The 18,492-nt window shown below is 70.9% G+C and carries 14 protein-coding genes; 7 read left to right on the forward strand and 7 right to left on the reverse strand.

The genetic code is table 11. From position 1 onward, the window contains the following. Positions 1-21 precede the first annotated feature (21 nt). Positions 22-2,808 carry a preprotein translocase subunit SecA gene (secA, locus tag QE377_RS02875; protein ID WP_307319553.1) on the reverse strand — a complete coding sequence of 929 codons (2,787 nt, stop codon included), beginning with the start codon at positions 2,806-2,808 and terminating at the stop codon, positions 22-24. A gap of 221 nt (positions 2,809-3,029) precedes the next feature. On the opposite strand from secA, the gene QE377_RS02880 reads away from it, so the two are divergent. Then, positions 3,030-3,602: a PadR family transcriptional regulator gene (locus QE377_RS02880; protein ID WP_307319556.1), complete on the forward strand. Its 573-nt coding sequence runs from the start codon at positions 3,030-3,032 to the stop codon at positions 3,600-3,602. A 56-nt stretch (positions 3,603-3,658) separates the two neighbouring features. Beyond that, a complete protein-coding gene (locus tag QE377_RS02885; RefSeq protein WP_307319558.1) occupies positions 3,659-4,975 on the forward strand; it encodes a hypothetical protein in 1,317 nt (438 codons plus the stop codon). A 57-nt stretch (positions 4,976-5,032) separates the two neighbouring features. On the opposite strand, the gene hpf is transcribed toward QE377_RS02885, so the two are convergent. From hpf to mtrA, 5 genes are all read right to left on the reverse strand, one after another. After that, positions 5,033-5,692, reverse strand: coding sequence for a ribosome hibernation-promoting factor, HPF/YfiA family (hpf, locus tag QE377_RS02890; RefSeq protein ID WP_307319560.1), 660 nt, complete (start codon positions 5,690-5,692; stop codon positions 5,033-5,035). Between the two features lie 65 nt (positions 5,693-5,757). Continuing rightward, on the reverse strand, positions 5,758-6,414 hold the full coding sequence (locus tag QE377_RS02895; protein WP_307319562.1) for a ComF family protein: 657 nt from the start codon (positions 6,412-6,414) through the stop codon (positions 5,758-5,760). A gap of 93 nt (positions 6,415-6,507) precedes the next feature. Continuing rightward, entirely contained in the window at positions 6,508-8,172 is a 1,665-nt protein-coding gene (locus QE377_RS02900; RefSeq protein WP_307319566.1) for an LpqB family beta-propeller domain-containing protein, read from the reverse strand. Next, positions 8,169-9,851, reverse strand: coding sequence for an MtrAB system histidine kinase MtrB (mtrB, locus tag QE377_RS02905; RefSeq protein WP_307319569.1), 1,683 nt, complete (start codon positions 9,849-9,851; stop codon positions 8,169-8,171). The genes QE377_RS02900 and mtrB overlap by 4 nt, the downstream gene beginning before the upstream one ends. A gap of 2 nt (positions 9,852-9,853) precedes the next feature. Continuing rightward, positions 9,854-10,534 (reverse strand): MtrAB system response regulator MtrA, encoded by a 681-nt coding sequence (gene mtrA / locus QE377_RS02910; RefSeq protein ID WP_307319572.1) that lies wholly within the window; start codon positions 10,532-10,534, stop codon positions 9,854-9,856. 149 nt (positions 10,535-10,683) lie between these two features. Between mtrA and QE377_RS02915 the strand changes: the two genes are divergently transcribed. From QE377_RS02915 to QE377_RS02935, 5 genes are read left to right on the forward strand one after another with little or no spacing between them, the layout of a single operon-like run. Beyond that, a complete protein-coding gene (locus QE377_RS02915) occupies positions 10,684-11,970 on the forward strand; it encodes a glycerophosphoryl diester phosphodiesterase membrane domain-containing protein (RefSeq protein ID WP_307319573.1) in 1,287 nt (428 codons plus the stop codon). Then, positions 11,967-12,602 carry a DUF4129 domain-containing protein gene (locus QE377_RS02920; protein WP_307319575.1) on the forward strand — a complete coding sequence of 212 codons (636 nt, stop codon included), beginning with the start codon at positions 11,967-11,969 and terminating at the stop codon, positions 12,600-12,602. Before QE377_RS02915 ends, QE377_RS02920 begins: the two co-directional genes overlap by 4 nt. After that, positions 12,599-13,741 carry a DUF4350 domain-containing protein gene (locus tag QE377_RS02925; RefSeq protein ID WP_307319576.1) on the forward strand — a complete coding sequence of 381 codons (1,143 nt, stop codon included), beginning with the start codon at positions 12,599-12,601 and terminating at the stop codon, positions 13,739-13,741. The genes QE377_RS02920 and QE377_RS02925 overlap by 4 nt, the downstream gene beginning before the upstream one ends. After that, on the forward strand, positions 13,738-14,697 hold the full coding sequence (locus QE377_RS02930; RefSeq protein WP_307319577.1) for a MoxR family ATPase: 960 nt from the start codon (positions 13,738-13,740) through the stop codon (positions 14,695-14,697). Before QE377_RS02925 ends, QE377_RS02930 begins: the two co-directional genes overlap by 4 nt. Before the next feature lies 1 nt (position 14,698). After that, positions 14,699-16,006 carry a DUF58 domain-containing protein gene (locus tag QE377_RS02935; protein ID WP_307319578.1) on the forward strand — a complete coding sequence of 436 codons (1,308 nt, stop codon included), beginning with the start codon at positions 14,699-14,701 and terminating at the stop codon, positions 16,004-16,006. 242 nt (positions 16,007-16,248) lie between these two features. Here the strand turns inward: QE377_RS02935 and katG are convergent, their stop codons facing one another. Continuing rightward, positions 16,249-18,492: a catalase/peroxidase HPI gene (gene katG / locus QE377_RS02940; protein ID WP_307319579.1), complete on the reverse strand. Its 2,244-nt coding sequence runs from the start codon at positions 18,490-18,492 to the stop codon at positions 16,249-16,251.

The raw sequence follows: 18,492 nt of genomic DNA on the forward strand, positions 1-18,492 counted from the left end.
CCTACGGGGCGCTCGCCGATCTCACTTCTTCTTCGCTCTGCGCTGTGCGCGGTTCTGCGCCTCGGGCTGGGGGGCCTCGGTTCGCTGACCGAACGCACCGCGCGGGGCCTCGGCGGCCGGCGGCGCTGCGGCGGCGGGAGCGGCGGCCTGGCGCGCACGGCCCGTGGCCGCCTTCTGCACCTGGCCGCGGTCGTTGCGCACCTCGACGTCGCCGTCCTCGGTGGGGGCGCTGTACTCGAGCCGCTGACCTTCGACCGAAGGGGCGACGAGGCCCTTGGCCTCGACCTCGGTGTGCTCGCCGTCCGGACGACGCACCTCGACCTCGAGATTGAAGAGGAACCCGACGGACTCCTCCTTGATCTGCCCCATCATCGCCTGGAACATCTCGTAGCCCTCGCGCTGGTACTCGATGAGCGGATCGCGCTGAGCCATCGCCCGGAGTCCGATGCCGTCCTTCAGGTAGTCCATCTCGTACAGGTGATCGCGCCAGCGGCGGTCGAGCACCTGCAGCACGACGCGACGCTCGAGCTCGCGCATCGCCTGCTCGCCCAGCTGCTCCTCGCGCGCGGCGTACGCGATGGATGCGTCGCTGCGCAGCTCACGCTTGAGGCCGCCGGGGGTCACGCGACCCTTCTCGCCCGCTTCGGCGACGACCTCATCGATCGTCACGCCCACGGGGTAGACCGTCTTGAGCTCGGTCCACAGCGCATCGAAGTCCCAGCTCTCGGTGTGCCCGCTGCCGGTGTGGTCGTCGACGATCGCGTCGATCGCGTCCTCGATGAACTTCGTGACGCGCTCCTGGATGTCATCGCCGTGCAGGATCTGGCGGCGGTCCGTGTAGATCGCCTCACGCTGACGGTTCAGGACGTCGTCGTACTTCAGGACGTTCTTGCGCATCTCGGCGTTGCGAGCCTCGACCTGCGCCTGCGCGCTCTTGATCGCGCGTGAGACCATTCCGGACTCGATCGCGACGTCGTCGGGGAAGTTGGTGCGCGCGAGGATCGCCTCCGCCGCGCCCGACTGGAACAGTCGCATGAGGTCGTCGGTCAGCGACAGGTAGAAGCGGCTCTCGCCGGGGTCGCCCTGACGGCCCGAACGACCGCGCAGCTGGTTGTCGATGCGTCGCGATTCGTGGCGCTCGGTGCCGAGCACGTACAGGCCGCCGGCTTCGACGACCTTCGTGGCCTCCGCCGCGACGGTGTCGCGCACCTGCTGGTAGACCTCGTCCCACGCGGCCTCGTACTCCTCGGGAGTCTCGACCGGGTCCAGGCCCTTGCTCTTCATCTCCTGCACCGCGAGGAACTCCGCGTTGCCGCCGAGCATGACGTCGGTGCCTCGGCCGGCCATGTTGGTGGCGACCGTGACCGCACCCAGGCGTCCGGCGCGGGCGACGATCTCCGCCTCGCGGGCGTGGTTCTTGGCGTTGAGGACCTCGTGCTTGACGCCCTTCTTGGCGAGCAGGCGTGAGAGGTACTCGCTCTTCTCGACGCTCACCGTGCCCACGAGCACGGGCTGCCCCTTCTCATGGCGCGCAGCGATGTCCTCGACCACCTGGGCGAACTTGGCCTGCTCGTTCTTGTAGACGAGATCGGGCTGGTCCTTGCGGATCATCGGCTTGTTCGTCGGGATCGGGACGACGCCGAGCTTGTAGGTCGACATGAACTCGGCCGCCTCGGTCTCGGCGGTACCGGTCATGCCGGAGAGCTTGTCGTACAGACGGAAGTAGTTCTGCAACGTCACCGTGGCGAGCGTCTGGTTCTCGGCCTTGACCGGAACGCCCTCCTTCGCCTCGATCGCCTGGTGGATGCCCTCGTTGTAGCGGCGTCCGACGAGGATGCGGCCCGTGTGCTCGTCGACGATCATGACCTCGTCGTTCATGACGACGTAGTCGGTGTCGCGTTTGAAGAGCGCGAGGGCCTTGATCGAGTTGTTCAGGAACGAGATGAGGGGCGTGTTGGCCGACTCGTAGAGGTTGTCGATGCCGAGGTAGTCCTCGACCTTCTCGATCCCGGGCTCGAGCACACCGATCGTGCGCTTCTTCTCGTCCACCTCGTAGTCGACGCCGGCCTCGAGCGTGCGCGCGATCTTGGCGAACTCCGCGAACCAGCGGTTGGCCTCTCCCGAGGAGGGCCCGGAGATGATGAGCGGTGTGCGGGCCTCGTCGATGAGGATCGAGTCGACCTCGTCGACGATCGCGAAGAAGTGGCCGCGCTGGACGAGGTCCTCCTTGCGCCACGCCATGTTGTCGCGGAGGTAGTCGAAGCCGAACTCGTTGTTCGTCCCGTAGGTGATGTCGGCGTTGTACTGCTCCCGGCGCACCTCGGGCGTCTGGCCGGAGACGATCGTGCCCGTGGTCATCCCCAGCGCGCGATACACACGTCCCATCAGCTCGGCCTGATAGCTGGCGAGGAAGTCGTTGACCGTGATGACGTGGACGCCCTCACCCGCGATGGCGTTGAGGTAGGCCGCGAAGGTCGCGGTCAGCGTCTTTCCCTCACCGGTCTTCATCTCGGCGATGTTGCCGAGGTGGAGCGCCGCACCACCCATGATCTGGACGTCGTAGGGGCGCTGGCCGAGCGTGCGCTTGGCGGCCTCGCGGATGGCGGCGAAGGCTTCGGGCATGAGCTCGTCGAGCGTCTCCCCCGCCTGATAGCGCGCGCGCAGTTCCGCCGTCTCGCCGCGGAGCTCCTCGTCCGTGAGCTGCGTGTACTCCTCTTCGAGCGCACCGACGGCTTTCACGACCTGCTGCAGGCGGCGGATGACGCGGCCTTCGCCGGCACGGAGGAGTTTCTCGAGAGGGTTGGCCACGTGGCATCTCCATCTGTCGGGTGGGCGTGCTTCTGCCCAGTCGCACCCGGAACCCGGGCACACCGCCCCCATGTTATCCGTCTGTGACCTCTCAGAGCACGACGAACGACGGGTTCAAAGCCATTGCCCACCCAGCCGCGGCCCCGCGGCGCGCCGCGAGGATGCCCGGAACCTTTCCCGGTATGCATATATGCGTCCCCCGCCGCCTCGGAAGGAGCCCCATGTCGGTCAGGCAGTCGCTGCTCGCCATCCTCGCGCAGGGCGCGTGCTACGGCTATCAGCTGCGCTCCGAACTCGAGCGACGCAGCGGATCGGACTGGAGCGTGAACGTCGGCCAGATCTACAACACGCTCGATCGGCTCGAGCGTGACGGTCTGGTGGTCAAGGGCGCCGTCGACGCGCAGGGCCACGTCTATTACGCCGCGACCGAGGCGGGCGTCGCGTCCGTGTCGGGGTGGCTCCTCCGGCCTCTTCCCACCGCGAGAGGTTCGCGAGACGAGGTCGCTACCAAGATCGCTCTGGCGGCGACGCTGCCCGGCGTGGATGCGGAAGCGGCGACCCGCGCCGAACGGGATGCCGCCGCCGACCGGCTCGCACAGGCGCGCGCAGCCGCGACCGAGGAGCACGATCTCGCGCGGTCGATCGCCCACGAGGCGCACGTGGCGGGCGCGGAGGCGCAGGTGCGGTGGCTGGACCGCGTCCTCGAGAGGCTGGCGGAGACCCCCGAGGCGTCCCGTGTCCAGCCGCTCTCGCAATTCCGCCCGCGCCGGGGACGCCCCGCGCGGATCGCGTGAGCGTCCGATCCGTTCCGGCTGGGAACGGGCACATCCACCGCGCCTAGGATCGAGCCATGGCCGGTTTCTGGGGTAAGCGAAAGCGTGAACAGCAGGCCGAGATCGACGCGCAGGACGCCGATCTCGCCCGACGCGCGCAGCAGAGTCTCGTCGCCGCGGACGAGCGCATCCGCGCGACGACGGAAGAGCTCGCCTTCGCCGAGGCGGAACTCGGCGAGCGCTCGACGAAGGAGCTGCGCGAGGCGCTGCAGGCCGTGCGCACCCACCTCGGCGAGGCCTTCCAACTGCACCAGCTCAATCACGACGAGATCCCCGACACCCCGGAGGAGTTGCGCACCCGGAATGCGCGCATCGTGCAGCTCTGCGAGTGGGCCGAGGACCTCCTCGACGACCGCACCTCCGCGTTGGCGGGGGCGGTCGCCCGCATCCGACAGGCGCCACAGGTGCTCGCAGGTGTCCGCGCGGATGCCGAGAGGCTGCGCGAACGCGTGCCCGGCGCGCGCGAGGTCGTCGAGCGCCTGCACCGGCGCTACTCCCCCGCAGCCCTCAGCCAGGTCGAGAACGCCCCCGCCGAGGCGGAGCAGGTGCTGACCTTCGCCACGCACAGCGCGGAGGTGTCGGTACGCCGCCGCGAGGCGAATCGCGCCGAGGAGGCGAACATGGCCCTCGAGGCCGCGACGGAGGCCGTGCGGCGGGCCGAGTCGCTCCTGGACAGCGTGGAGGACTTCGAGATCGAGGCGCTGCGCGCGGAGTCCACGCTCGCCGAGGTCATCGCGGACTCGCGGGACGACATCATCCGCGCCCGTTCACTGCCGACGAACCCCGAGATCCAGCAGGCGATGACGGACCTCGAGAGAGCGCTCGCCGCCCTCCCGCCGGCCGGCAGCCCCGCCGACCCCTTCACACAGCTCTCGCAACTGCGCAGCGCCAACACGGCACTGGATGAGGCGGTCGCCAAGGCGCGACGCCGTGCCGAGCACCCCCTGCCCAGCCCCGCGCAGGTCAGCCACGCCGTCGATGACGCCGACCGTCAGATCGCGATCACCCGCAGCCTCATCAACGGTCACAGCGGGTGGATCGGCGCCGACGCGCGCACGCGTCTCGCCGAGGCGGAGCGCGTGCGGCTGGAGATCGCCGATCTCCCCGACGAAGAGGAATCCCGCGAGAGCGCCCTGCAGCTCGCGCGCCGCAGCGGACAGCTCGCCAGCGAGGCTCTGCAGCTCGCCCAGCGCGACATCGACTCCTCCCGCCCGCGCAACGACGACTGGGGCGGCTACGGCCGCGGCGGCCGCGGCGGCGGGATGGGAGACGCCATGGGCGGCATCCTGGGGGGTCTGGTCATCGGCGGCCTCCTGGGAGACATGTTCGACTGACGCCCGCGCGACGGGGGAAGGGGCCGCCTCTCGGAGGCGACCCCTTCCCGTTCGTCGTCAGGAGGCGACGCGCGCCGGTTGTGCGAGGGTGTCCAGCGCGATCACGCCGTAGTCCCATCCCTTCCGGCGGTAGACGACGCTCGGCTGGTCACTGCGCGCATCGATGAAGAGGAAGAAGTCGTGCCCGACCAGTTCCATCCGGTCGACGGCGTCCTCGACGCTCATCCACTCGGCGTCGAACTGCTTGGTGCGGATGACGACCGGCGTGTAGTCCTGCTCGTCCTCGGCGCCGGTGAGCACCGGCACCTCGCCCGTGGCGACGGCCTTGAGCACGTCGACGGATGCGGGCTGCACATCGATTCCGGCGATCTCGCCCGTGCCCTTCTCGTAGTGGGCTCCGCGCGGATGGTTACGGGCGTCGACGCGCTTCTCCTTGGCGCGGCGCACCTGCTCGCACAGCTTGTCGACGGCGAGATCGAGGGCGGTGAACTTGTCGCCGTCGACCGCTTCCGCGCGGATGACCGGCCCCTTGCCGGTGAGGGTCAATTCGACGGTGGAGTCCTCGTGAGCACCGTTGCGGTACGCCCGATGGGTGACCTTGACCTCAAGCCCGGCGGCCCGCGGCGCGATGTTCTCTATGCGGCTGGACTTCTCGTCCACGACAGAGCGGAAACGGTCCGAGATGCCGACGCCCACGCCGACGATGTTGGTTTCCATCCTTGACCTCCTTGTTCCGGTCCACCCGGTCAAGGGCGGACCTTCGTCGCCTTGTCACCCCCACGCTAGCCGGGGTTCAGGTCCGTGTCACGGATCAATCCGGAGCGGCGTGTATGAGCGACGCATGCGACTCCCATGACCTCGGCGCCCGCCTCGCGCAACGCCCGCGCGGCTTCGCTCACGCTCGCCCCCGTCGTGACGACGTCATCGACGACGACGACCCGTCGGCCGTCCAGTCGCCGACGGGCGAGAAGGCTTCCGGCGACGTTCCGCGTCCGCTCGACACGGCCGAGTTCCCGCTGATCGCGTGTGCTCCGGATGCGGCGCAGCACCGTCAGAGTCGGCAGGCCGCTGCGATCGAGGATCGCCTCCACCACACGATGTCCCCGCCGGCGGAAGGCCGCCGCAGAGGTGGGCATCGGAACGAACAGCGTCCCCGCATCCGGGAAGCCTGCCCGCGCCGCGGCGGCCAGCGCTGCGGCGAACGGTTTCACGAGTGAGGTGCGCCCCTCCTCCTTGAGGGCGCGCAGCGCGCGGGCCGGTCGATCGGCGAAGTCGAAGGCCGCGTGGACGACGAGCCCGGAAGCCAGCACATGGCGCAGCGGCCGCGGCGCGGCGAGCAGGTCGGCGCATGTCTCGCACAGAGCGCTGTCCGGGGCGCCGCATCCCGCGCAGTCGACGGGCAGGATGAGGGCGAGGGCATCGGAGAGCACGGCGAACACCCGGCCACTCTGCTGCTCGCACGGCCCGGCGCGGGGTCGGCACTGGGGCCGGTGGACGCGACGCGCCCGCGTCGGCCCCCTGAGGAGGACGACTCAGTCGGCGTCGCCCTGCTGAGTGGCGAGCACCTGGACCCCGGTCGCGGTCTGCACCCAGTTCGACTGGCGCCGGACATACAGCGTTCCGTCGGCCGCGAGGATGCGCACCGCCGCCGGCGAATTGGCGCCGGAGATGGCGACCGCATCCACGGGTGCGTCGACGACGGTCGCCGCACCGCCCACGACCTGCTGCACGAAGGCCGGTGCCGCCGCATCCCCCGACACGACACCGATCGTGGTCGTGTCGAGCCACGCCAACCCGCGCGTGGGCCCATCGAGCGTCGTGAGCGACACCGCAGGGCCCAGGGCGCTGGGAACGCCGGCCGAGTCCCGCTCGACGCCGGCCACCACCAGCATCGAGCGACCGCCCGCGGTGAGCACGGCAGCCATCCGACTGCCGTCGCGGGAGATCTGCATCGCGTCGATGCGACTCGCCCCCCACGCGGACGGCACCTCGAGCACGGTGCCGTCCGCCCCGGTCGCACGCACGCGGGAAGGATCGGTGGCGGGGACGGTCCAGATCATGCCGAACGGGTCGATCGTGGGGGCGAGGACGCCCGCGCGCTCGTCGACGACGCGACTGGTGCCGTCGTCGGCGACCTCCGCCGCCGAACCGTCCGGAAGCAGGACGGCCGCGACGGCACGACCGACCCCGAGCTGCACGGTTCTCGGGTCTACCTCGAGGAGAGCGGGCGAGAGGCCGGGCAGCGGCGTGAGCTCGCCCGAGAGGAGATACCCGAAGCCGTCCGCGTCGCGCACCAGCGCCCGGGAGTCGACGAGAGTCGAACGCGTCGGGATCTTCGAGGCATTCACCCGGGCGCCGTCGACCTGCATCTCGACCGCGGTGACCTGGGCGGTGACCAGGCTCGCGGAGAGCTGCGTCTGCATCCGGTCCAGGGTGACCTGATCCAACCCGAGCGCCTGCTCGCTCAGCTGCGCCTGCGCGACGCCGTTGGACAACGGGACGGAGGGGACGAGCGTGACGTTGTCGGGGAAAGCGGAGACGACGGATGCGGCGAGCCAGGGCGAGGGCTCGCCGTTGACGACGGCCGCAGCGATCCGCGTCAGCGCATTCGTGGTGGGGAACCAGCGGACGTCCGGAACCAGGTAGCGCCACGTCGGATCGAAGTACATGACGTCGTACGAGCGGAACACGTTGCGGAACAGGTCCTCGTCCAGCACGATGCCGTCGGGAGCGTGCGTGATGCGCCACTCGCCGTCGGCGCCCTGGGCGAGTGCGAACGGCAGGGGGACGCTCGCTCCCTCATCCGACAGCGTGTACGTGCCGGCTTCGTCGATCGTCGCCTGCGGGGTGACATCGAGCACGATCTCGTCATCGATCTCGGCGTAGCTGCGGTCCGCGAGCACGTCCACGATCACGCCCGCCTCCGGCTTCCACTGATCGCGGTAGCCCTCCGACAGGAACTGCCGGGCCACCTGCCAGTTGTCCTGCGGTCCGGATGCGGCACGCACGAACCCGTCCACGATCTGCCTGGCCGTCGCGCCGGGTTGCGGACCGTCCGGACGGTAGATCACGTCGGGCGCGGCGGAGTCCGATCCCAGCTGAGGCCCCGGCTGCACCGTTCCGGTCGTCGGCAGGCCGGCGCACGCCGTCAGCACGAGCGCGAGAGCCGCCAGCAGAGCGATGAGGATCCGTCTCATGTGGACTCCTTGCCTCGCAGCGCGCTGTCGACGTCGATCGGTTGCGTGAGCCCGAGGTCGTCGAGGCCGTCGCCCTCCGGCGCGAGCGACAGGGGCGAAGAGGCCGGCTCTGCGCCGGCGCGGCGCGGCAGGGTCAGCACGAAGTTGGTGCCGAGTCCGAGCGACGACCAGACGCCGAGCGTTCCGCCGTGCAGGCGGGTGTCGCCCAGCGCGATGGCCAGACCGAGTCCCGTTCCCCCGATCGTGCGCTTGCGCGACGGGTCGGCGCGCCAGAAACGGTCGAAGACGCGCTCCTGGTCTTCGGGCCGCATGCCCATCCCGTAGTCGCGCACACCCACCGCGACCGCATCCTGATCCGAGTCCACGGTCACGACGATGGGCCGGCCCTCACCGTGCTCGATCGCGTTGCCCAGGAGGTTGCGCACGATCCTTCGCACCCGGCGAGGGTCCATCTCGACGGGCGAGTAACCGCCCGGCGCCACGAGGCGCACGTCGCTGCCGTGCTGTTCGGCGAGCTGATGCATCTGGGCGACGACGTCCTCGGCGAGATGCGCGAGGCTCGTGGGCTCGAGTTCGAGCTGCACCGATCCGGCGTCGTAGCGGCTGATCTCCAGCAGGTCGGTGAGCAGCGTCTCGAATCGCTGCACCTGCGCGTGCAGCAGTTCGGCGGCCCGCGTGCTCACCGGATCGAAGGCCTCCCGATGGTCGTTGAGCACGTCGGCGGCGAGACGGATGGTGGTCAACGGCGTGCGCAGCTCATGGGAGACGTCCGAGACGAAGCGCTGTTGCACGAGCGAGAGCTCCGCGAGCTCCTTGATCTGCGCCTGGATGCTGTCGGCCATCGCGTTGAAGGAACGACCGAGCGTGGCGATCTCGTCCTCGCCGTGCACGTCCAGTCTCACGTCGAGTCGACCCGCCGCGAGCTCCGCCGACGTGTGCGCCGCCTCGCCGATCGGCACCGTCACCGACCGCAGGACGAACCACGAGATCCCCGCGATGATCGCGATGAGGGCCAGCCCCACGAGCCAGAGGGTCCCCTGCACGAAGCCGAGCGTCTGATCGGCCGCGGCCAGATCGTAGGCGATGTAGAGCTCGTACGCGCCGACGCCCGCGACGTTCAGCTGCTGTCCCACCGCGATCCCGGGCACCACGCGCCCCGACGCGTCGGTGAGGGCGATCGACTGCCACCACTGCACGTCGGCGTCCGAGCGCACCTTGTCGCGCAACGCGTCCGTGATCTGGCCGTCCCAGTTGCCGCCGCCGAGCGCGAAGTCCTGCGGCGCGGTGGCCGAGGGGGTCTGGTCGACGCGGAACATCGCGACCAGATCGGAGTCGGATTGACGCCCGAGGCTGGCCATGACGCTGTCGACGACGTTGCGCACCTGGGCGCTGTCGCCCTGCAGCGCCGAGTCCAGGGTGGCCTGCGCCGCGGTCGTGGCGCGGCGTGCATCACCCAGGACCTGATCGCGGCGCGACTGGAACAGGTCGTTCTGGATCGCCAGCGCCATCCAGACGCACGCCACGAGGATCGCCAGCGTCGACAGCGCGATCGTGAGCACGAGCGTGCGGAAGCGCAGTGAGCGCTGCCACGACCCCAGCACCCGCGACGGCCATGTGCGCCAGGCGCGCAGCTCGCGCCGCAGGCGGACTGCCGGCCGGGGGGCGGTCGCGGCGGACATCCTCAGCTCGCGGCGCCGGCGCGGTATCCGACGCCGCGCACCGTCGTGACGATCTTGGGGTTGTCCGGGTCGAGCTCGACCTTCGCACGCAACCGCTGGACGTGCACGTTCACGAGGCGCGTGTCCGCCTTGTAGTGGTAGCCCCACACCTGCTCCAGGAGCATCTCGCGCGAGAAGACCTGCTGCGGCTTCGAGGCGAGCGCGACGAGCAGCTCGAACTCCAGCGGCGTCAGCGGGATGGGCGTCGATCCTCGGCGCACCTCGTGGGCAGCCACGTCCACTGTCAGGTCGCCGATGCGCAGGCTCTCCCCCGCATCCGTCGCGGCCGGACGCAGGCGCGTGCGGATGCGGGCGACCAGCTCCTTGGGATTGAAGGGCTTGACGATGTAGTCGTCGGCACCCGATTCCAGTCCCGCGACGACGTCTGCGGTGTCGGTACGCGCTGTCAGCATGATGATCGGGACGCCGGACTCCGCACGCAGGCGCGTGCAGATCTCGATGCCGTCCATGCCCGGCAGCATCAGATCGAGCAGCACCAGGTCGGGCCGCTCGGCACGGAAGGCCTCGACCGCCTGCGCGCCGTCGGCGCAGAACACCGTCTCGAAGCCCTCGGTGTCCAGCACGATCCCGATCATCTCGGCCAGGGCCGTGTCGTCGTCGACCACGAGAATGCGTGATGTCATGAAACGCGTTCTTCCTTTGCGTCCGCTCGGCGGCCGGGTTCCACCGATGCCCCCGTGCGCCCCTTCAGAGTAGTCCACACGGCGGCCGGGGCCCACGAGCGGCCGCCCAGGTGTGTCACGATGAAGACGATGACGACCGCGAGGAGATCATGACGACGGCGCAACCCGGATGGACGCCCGCTCCACGCGCGGGAATCGTTCCGCTGCATCCGCTCACGTTCGGAACCGTGCTGGGGCGCTCGTTCGTCGCCCTGCGGCAGAACCCTCGCGTGCTGCTGGGGTTCGCGCTGGGCATGCAGATGGCGACGTATCTCGTGCTGCTGGTCGCCGTCGGAGGCATCGCTTTCGCCAGTTTCTCGCGCCTGGCGACCGTGCCGGTGTCGAGCCCCGACTATCTCGACCTGTTCGCGGGGGCGACGGCGATCACCGTGATCTCCAGCCTCGTGCTCGGCATCGCGAGCTCCGCGCTGACGGTCATCGTCCAGGGTGTGGTCGTGGCGGACGTGGCACACGGCGTCGTCGCGGAGAAGCTGACGGTCGGCGCCCTGTGGCGGCGGATCCGGCCCGCGTTCTGGCGCCTGTTCGGCTACACCCTGCTGTCTTCGGGCGCCGTGCTCGTCGCCGTGGCGGTCCTGGCCGCCGCCGCCTTCGCGCTCGGCCTGCTCGCCCTGGCCGCGGGAATCGTCGCCGCGGTCCTGTTCTTCCTCGCCGCCATCCCGCTTTCTCTCTGGCTGACGACGCGACTGTTCCTCGTGACGCCGATCCTGGTCCTCGAGGGTTCCGGTGTCTTCGCGGCCATCGCCCGGTCCTGGCGCCTCACCCGGGGCCGATTCTGGCGCACCCTCGCGACGTGGCTCGTCATCATGGTCGGCTTCTACGTCATCACGCAGATCATCGGCGTGCCGCTGAACCTCTTCAGCGGCATGTTCATCGGCGTCCTCTCCCCCACGGGCGACCCCGACGTCGCCGGTTTCATCGGCATCTTCCTCCTCGGCCTCGTCATCCAGATACTGACTCTGCTGGTGCAGTCGATCGCGCTCGTGGTGAACGCCACAGCGGCGTGTCTCGTGTACGTCGACGCCCGAATGCGCACCGAGGGCCTCGATCTCGATCTGCAGTCCTACGTCGATCAGCGCCAGATGGGCGCGGGCGTCGCCGATCCCTACCGTTGGCACATCGGCCGGACCGCGGCACCGCAGCCCGCCTCCTGGCCGCCGCAGCCCGCCCCGTGGCCGGGCGCCTACCCGGCTCCCGAGGCATCCGGCTATGGCGCGCCGCCCGCGTACACGTCGCCCGCATACACGCCGCCCGAGCCCGACGCATCCGCACCGCCGACCGGCTCGACGCAGCCCGCCGCGGATCGACCTGCGGACGAGCCGACGACGCCTCCGGCGACCGACTGGGCTCCGCCGCAGGCGGGTCCGGAACGGCGGTGATCCTCGCCGCGGCCGCGCCGTTGATTCCCGACGGCGACGAGGCCAGACGTCTCGCCGAGAGGGAGCTCGCGGATCCGAGCTATCGAGCGGCGGAGCCGACCCCCTTCGACCGCATCGCGCGAGCGATCGGTGACGGCATCGCCAAGCTGTTCACCGGCGACGTGGATGCGGCGTGGGCCCCCTTGGCCGCCGTCGGCGCGCTGCTGCTGGTCGTGCTCCTCGTGGTGCTGGCCGTTCTCATCTGGGGCCGCCCGCGCTCCCGAGGCCTCGTCCGCTCAGTCCGCGGCGAGCTCTTCGGCGACGACGTGGGCGCCGGGTCCGGCGAGTTGCGGCGCACCGCAGCGGCTTTCGCCGATCGAGGCGACTGGGAGGCGGCGACCGTGGCCGCCGTGCGTGCCCTGGCGCGCGGGCTCGAGGAGCGGCAGCACGTCACGGTGGCTCCCGGTGCCACGGTGACCTCCTTCGCACGGTCCGCGGGCGCGGTGTTCCCCGACGAAGCCTCCTCGCTCATCGAGGCGGCGCACGACTTCGATGACGTCCGCTACCTCCGCCGACCGGGAAGCCGCGAAGCCTACGAACGTGTCCGCGACCTGGACGATCGGCTGTCCCGCGCGCCGGTGACGCACCGATGAGCGGGCGCCCTCGCCTCGCCCGCGCGCGCACGTGGGCCGTGATCGGCGCGGTCATCGTGGTCGTCGGCATCATCGGCGCGGTGATCTCCGCGAACATGCGCTTCAGCGCATACGACAGATTCGACCCGGACGACCCCGGTCCCGACGGGATGCGCGCCCTCGCCCGCATCCTCTCCGATCAGGGCATCGATGTCATCGTGACGCGGGACGTCGCCTCCGCGGAGGCTGCTCTCGGCGAGGGAGAGAACACGCTCGTCCTGCCCGACTCGCCCCTGCTGTCGGATGCGCAGCTGACCGCACTGGCGCAACGCGCGGACGCGGTGGTCGTGTCCGACCCGCGTGCGCGCTCGATCCGGCTGCTCTTCGACGGCCGGATCCAGGGATACGGCACCGCCGCCCCCGTCGCACCTGACTGCGACCTGCCGGTGGCGCAGCGCGCGGGAGACGTCAGCGTCGGCGCGACCTTCACGGCTCCGGATGCGGTCGGCTGCTACCCGGTCGACGACGCGTTCGGGCTGCTCTGGCAGCAGCGAGGGGACGCGACGCGCGCCGCCGTGGACGGATCGGTCGTCTTCACGAACGAGCACCTCGCCTCCGATGGGAATGCGGCTCTGGCGCTGGGCCTGCTGGGCGCGCACGATCGCCTGGTGTGGCTCGTGCCCGCGCTCGCGGCCGGTTCCGGCACGACGGGCGCGACGCTGGGCGAGCTGACCCCGCCGTGGGTGACGCCGGCGATCGTCCTGCTCGGCGCGACGGCTCTGGCGGCCGCGATCTGGCGCGGCCGGCGGTTCGGCCCCCTCGTCCGCGAGCGACTCCCGGTCACGGTGCGCGCCGGCGAGACCACGCGCGGGCTCGGCCGGCTCTATGCTCGTGCCGGCGCGCGCGATCATGCCGCGGCGCTCCTGCGCGAGCGCGCCCGCGAGCGCGCCGCCACCGCGCTGTCCGTGCCCCGCAGCGCCGACATCACGGCCATCGCGGATGCCGTCGCCGCCGCCACCGGCATCCCCCCGGCTCGCAGCCGCGCTCTGCTCGGCGACGGCCCCGTCCCCGACGACCGCGCGCTCGCCCGCCTGGCCGCAGATCTCCGCGCCCTCGAGGCGCGAGTGACCCCCTCCCGCCCGCGAAAGGAATCGCAATGACCGACAGCTCCGACGACGCTCTGCGGATGGCGATGCACGGCGTGCGCACCGAGATCGGCAAGGCAGTGGTGGGCCAGGACGGCGTCGTCACCGGGCTTCTGGTCGCGCTCCTGGCCCGCGGCCACGTCCTGCTGGAGGGAGTGCCCGGCGTCGCCAAGACGCTGCTCGTGCGCGCGTTCAGCCGCGCGCTCGGACTCGACACGCACCGCGTGCAGTTCACCCCCGACCTGATGCCGGGCGATGTCACCGGCTCGCTCATCTACGACGCGCGCTCCGGCGAGTTCGAGTTCCGTGAGGGTCCGGTGTTCACGCAGGTGCTGCTCGCGGACGAGATCAACCGCACGCCGCCCAAGACGCAGTCGGCGCTGCTGGAGGCGATGGAGGAGCGGCAGGTGTCCGCCGACGGCGTGACCCGCCCGCTGCCGGTCCCGTTCCTCGTGGCCGCCACGCAGAACCCCGTGGAGCACGAGGGCACGTACGAATTGCCCGAGGCGCAGCTCGACCGGTTCCTGCTCAAGCTGCGCGTCGATGTGCCCGAGCGGGAGGCCGAGGTCCAGGTGCTGCGCCGCCACGCCGACGGGTTCGACCCGCGCGCGCTCGAGGCCGTGATGCCGGCCACCGACGCGGCAGGCATCGCCTCCGCGCAGCGGGCCGCCGCATCCGTCGAGGCCTCCGACGACCTGCTCGGCTACATCGTCGACCTCGCGCGGGCGACCCGCGACGCTCCCTCGGTGCAGCTGGGTGCGAGCCCCAGAGCCGCGACCGCGCTGCTGGCCACCGCGAAGGCATGGGCCTGGCTGGGCGGCTACCCGGCCATCACGCCGGATCACGTCCAGACGATGCTCACTCCGACCTGGCGCCACCGGCTCCGCCTGAACCCCGAGGCGGAGTTCGAGGGCGTCACGGTGGACGGCATGCTCGCCTCGGTCCTCGCTCAGACGAGGGTTCCGATCTGACGTGTTCGTCACCGGCCGTCTTCCGATCGTCGTCGCCGGCGGTCTCATCCCGTTGGTGCTGCTGTCCGCGGCGGGGATACCGGCGTGGGCGGTGTTCGGCGCCTGGCTCCTCCTCGTCATCGCGGCGGTCGCGGTCGACACCGCGCTCGCGCCGCGCCCCGCCGACCTGCGCGTCGCGCGGACCCTGCCCGCGCGCGCCCGGCGCGGCAAGGTCGCGCTGAGCGAGCTGCGCCTGACGAACACCGCCCGCCGCCGGATGCGCGGATGGGTCAGGGACGCCTGGCAACCGACCGCAGGGGCTCCCGCGGCTCGCGCACGCATCGATGTCCCGTCCGGGCAGACGATCACGCTCCGCGCGTCGCTCATGCCGCGCCGACGCGGTGAGCTCACGACCGACTTCGTCGTCGTGCGCGCGCTCGGCCCGCTCGGCCTCGCCGGACGCCAGCAGCGCATCGACGCCCGCGGGGTGCTGCGTGTCCTGCCGCCGTTCTCTTCGCGCCGCCATCTGCCCTCCCGCCTGGCACGCCTGCGGGAGCTCGACGGCGAGACCAGCGTCCAGGTGCGCGGCCGGGGCACGGAGTTCGACAGCCTGCGCGAGTACGTCCGCGGCGACGACGTCCGTGCGATCGACTGGCGCGCCACGGCGCGCTCAGCCACGACGATGCTTCGTACCTGGCGGCCGGAGCGCGACCGGCACATCGTCGTGGTGATCGACACCGGGCGCACCGCCGCGACCCGCGTCGACGACGGGGTGAGGCTCGACGCCGCCATGGAGGCCACGCTGCTGCTGGGCGCGCTGGCCGCCCGTGCCGGCGACCACGTGCACCTCGTGATGATGGACCGCCTCGTGCGGGCCCGGGTGAGCGGCGTCGACGGCGCGGCACTCGTCCCCGCGCTGGTGGACGCCATGGCGCCGGTGGAGGCGCAGCTGATCGACACGGACTGGAGCGAGGTCGCGTCCCTGGTGCGCCGGCTGACCGCGCGCCCGGCGCTCGTGGTGCTGCTGACGGCGCAGGACGACCCCGCCGCGGCGCGTGGCTTCCTCGCCGCGCTGCCCACGCTGACGGCACGATCGCGGGTGCTCGTGGCTTCCGCATCCACCGTCGGCGACACCGACGACGAGACCGCGATGACGGATGCGGACGCCGCCTACACCTGGGCGGCGGCGGAGCATGCGCGTCAGGGCGGCGAGCGCGTCGGCGCGGCGATCGGACGCGCGGGCGCCGTCGCCGTCACGGCGGATGCCGCATCCCTCCCGCCGCGCGTCGCCGACCACTACCTCGCGCTCAAGCTGCGCGGCCTGCTCTGACCCTCGCGCACGCAGATCGCCCCCGGGCCGCTGCCGGCCGAGTGCGCGCTCCCCCTTCCCCTGTCACAGATCGACGCGGAACGCGCGATCTGTGACAGGGGAACGGTCCGTACCCTCACTCGCCTGCCGCAGATCGACGCGGAAGGCGCGATCTGTGACAGGGGAAAAGTCCGCGCCGGCGCGCCGCACCGCGAACGAGGAACGCCCCTCCGCACGCGGCGGAGGGGCGTTCCTCGTTCGGGTCAGGCCAGGTCGAAGCGGTCGAGCTCCGTGACCTTCGTCCACGCCGCGACGAAGTCCGCGACGAACTTCTCCGTCGCGTCATCCGAGGCGTAGACCTCCGCGAGCGCGCGCAGTTCGGAGTTCGAGGCGAACACCAGGTCCGCGCGCGTGCCGATGCCGACCAGCTCGCCGGTGGCGTCCTTCGTGCCCTGGAACGCGTGGGATCCGGGGTCGAGGGGCTTCCACGTGTTGCCGAGCTCGAGGAGGTTCACGAAGAAGTCGTTCGTGAGCACACCCACGCGGTCGGTCAGCACGCCGTAGCGCGATCCGTCCCAGTTCGCGCCGAGCACGCGCAGACCGCCCACGAGCACCGTCATCTCCGGTGCGCTCAGGGTGAGCAGGTTGGCCTTATCGACGAGCAGGTACTCGGCGGGCAGCGACGGGCGTCCCTTGAGGTAGTTGCGGAAGCCGTCGGCACCCGGCTCGAGGAACGCGAAGGAGTGCTCCTCCGTCTGCTCCGCCGTCGCATCGGTGCGTCCCGGCCGGAACGGAACCTCCACGATCACACCCGCGTCGGCCGCAGCGCGCTCGACACCGGCGTTGCCGGCGAGGACGATCAGGTCCGCGAGCGAGACCCGACGACCCGCCGCCTCGAACTCGGCCTTGACCTCTTCGAGGACAGCGAGCACCTTCTGCAGCTGAGCGGGGTTGTTGACCTCCCAGTCCTTCTGCGGCGCCAGACGGATGCGGGCGCCGTTCACGCCGCCGCGCTTGTCACTGCCGCGGAAGGTGGATGCGGCCGCCCACGTCGTCGAGACCAGCTCGGACACGCTCAGCCCGGAGTCGAGGATGCGGGACTTCAGCGCGACCGCATCCGCCGCGTCGATCAGCTCGTGATCGACCGGGGGCACCGGATCCTGCCAGATGAGGTCCTCCGCCGGCACCTCGGGGCCGAGGTAGCGGACCTTCGGCCCCATGTCGCGGTGGGTCAGCTTGAACCACGCGCGGGCGAAGGCGTCCTGGAACTCGTCGGGGTTCTCGAGGAACCGCTTGGTGATCTTGCCGTACTCCGGGTCGACGCGCAGGGCGATGTCGCTCGTGAGCATGCGGGGCTCACGGCGACCGTCCGAGTGTGCCAGCGGCACCATGTCGCTGCCCGCACCGTTCGCGGGACGCCACTGCCATGCGCCGGCCGGGCTCTTGAACAGCTCCCACTCGTACGCGTAGAGGATGTGCAGGAACTCGTTGTCCCAGCGCGTCGGGTGATAGGTCCAGGTCACCTCGAGCCCGCTCGTGATGGTGTCGTCGCCCTTGCCGGTGCCGTGTGCGTTCTTCCAGCCGAGCCCCTGGTCCTCGATGCCCGCGGCTTCGGGGTCCTCGGCCACGTTCTCATCGGATGCCGCGCCGTGCGTCTTGCCGAAGGTGTGACCACCGGCGATGAGCGCGACCGTCTCCTCGTCGTTCATCGCCATGCGGGCGAACGTCTCGCGGATGTCGCGCGCCGAGCGCAGCGGGTCGGGCTCGCCGTTCGGGCCCTCGGGGTTGACGTAGATGAGCCCCATCTGGACGGCCGCGAGCGGCTTCTCCAGCTCACGGTCGCCCGAGTAGCGCTCGTCGCCGAGCCACGTGGTCTCGGGGCCCCAGTACACGTCGTCGTCGGCTTCCCAGACGTCGGCACGTCCACCGGCGAATCCGAAGGTCTTGAAGCCCATCGACTCCAACGCCACGTTGCCGGCGAGGATCATGAGATCCGCCCAGGAGATCGACTGGCCGTACTTCTTCTTGACCGGCCACAGCAGGCGACGCGCCTTGTCGAGATTGACGTTGTCCGGCCAGCTGTTCAGCGGCGCGAAACGCTGCTGCCCCTGCCCGCCGCCGCCGCGCCCGTCCGTGACGCGGTACGTGCCCGCACTGTGCCAGGCCATGCGGATCATCAGCGGCCCGTAGTGACCGAAGTCGGCCGGCCACCAGTCCTGCGAGGTCGTCAGGACCTCGAGGACGTCCTTCTTGACGGCCGCGAGATCGAGCGCTTCGAAGGCGGCCTTGTAATCGAAGTCCTCGCCGAGAGGATTGCCCACGACCGGGTTCTTCGCCAGCAGGCGCAGGTTCAGCTTCTTCGGCCACCACACGCGGTTCGCGGATCCGGCGGTGGGATGCGGCAGCACACCGTCGGGCTCGGCGTCGACCGGCGATGGCCCGACGGGCAACCGCGTCTCGTCGGCACCGTCGTGGGGTACAGGGCAACCCGTCGTGATGTCGGACAT

This window comes from Microbacterium sp. SORGH_AS_0862 (assembly GCF_030818795.1).
Classification (GTDB): Bacteria; Actinomycetota; Actinomycetes; order Actinomycetales; family Microbacteriaceae; genus Microbacterium.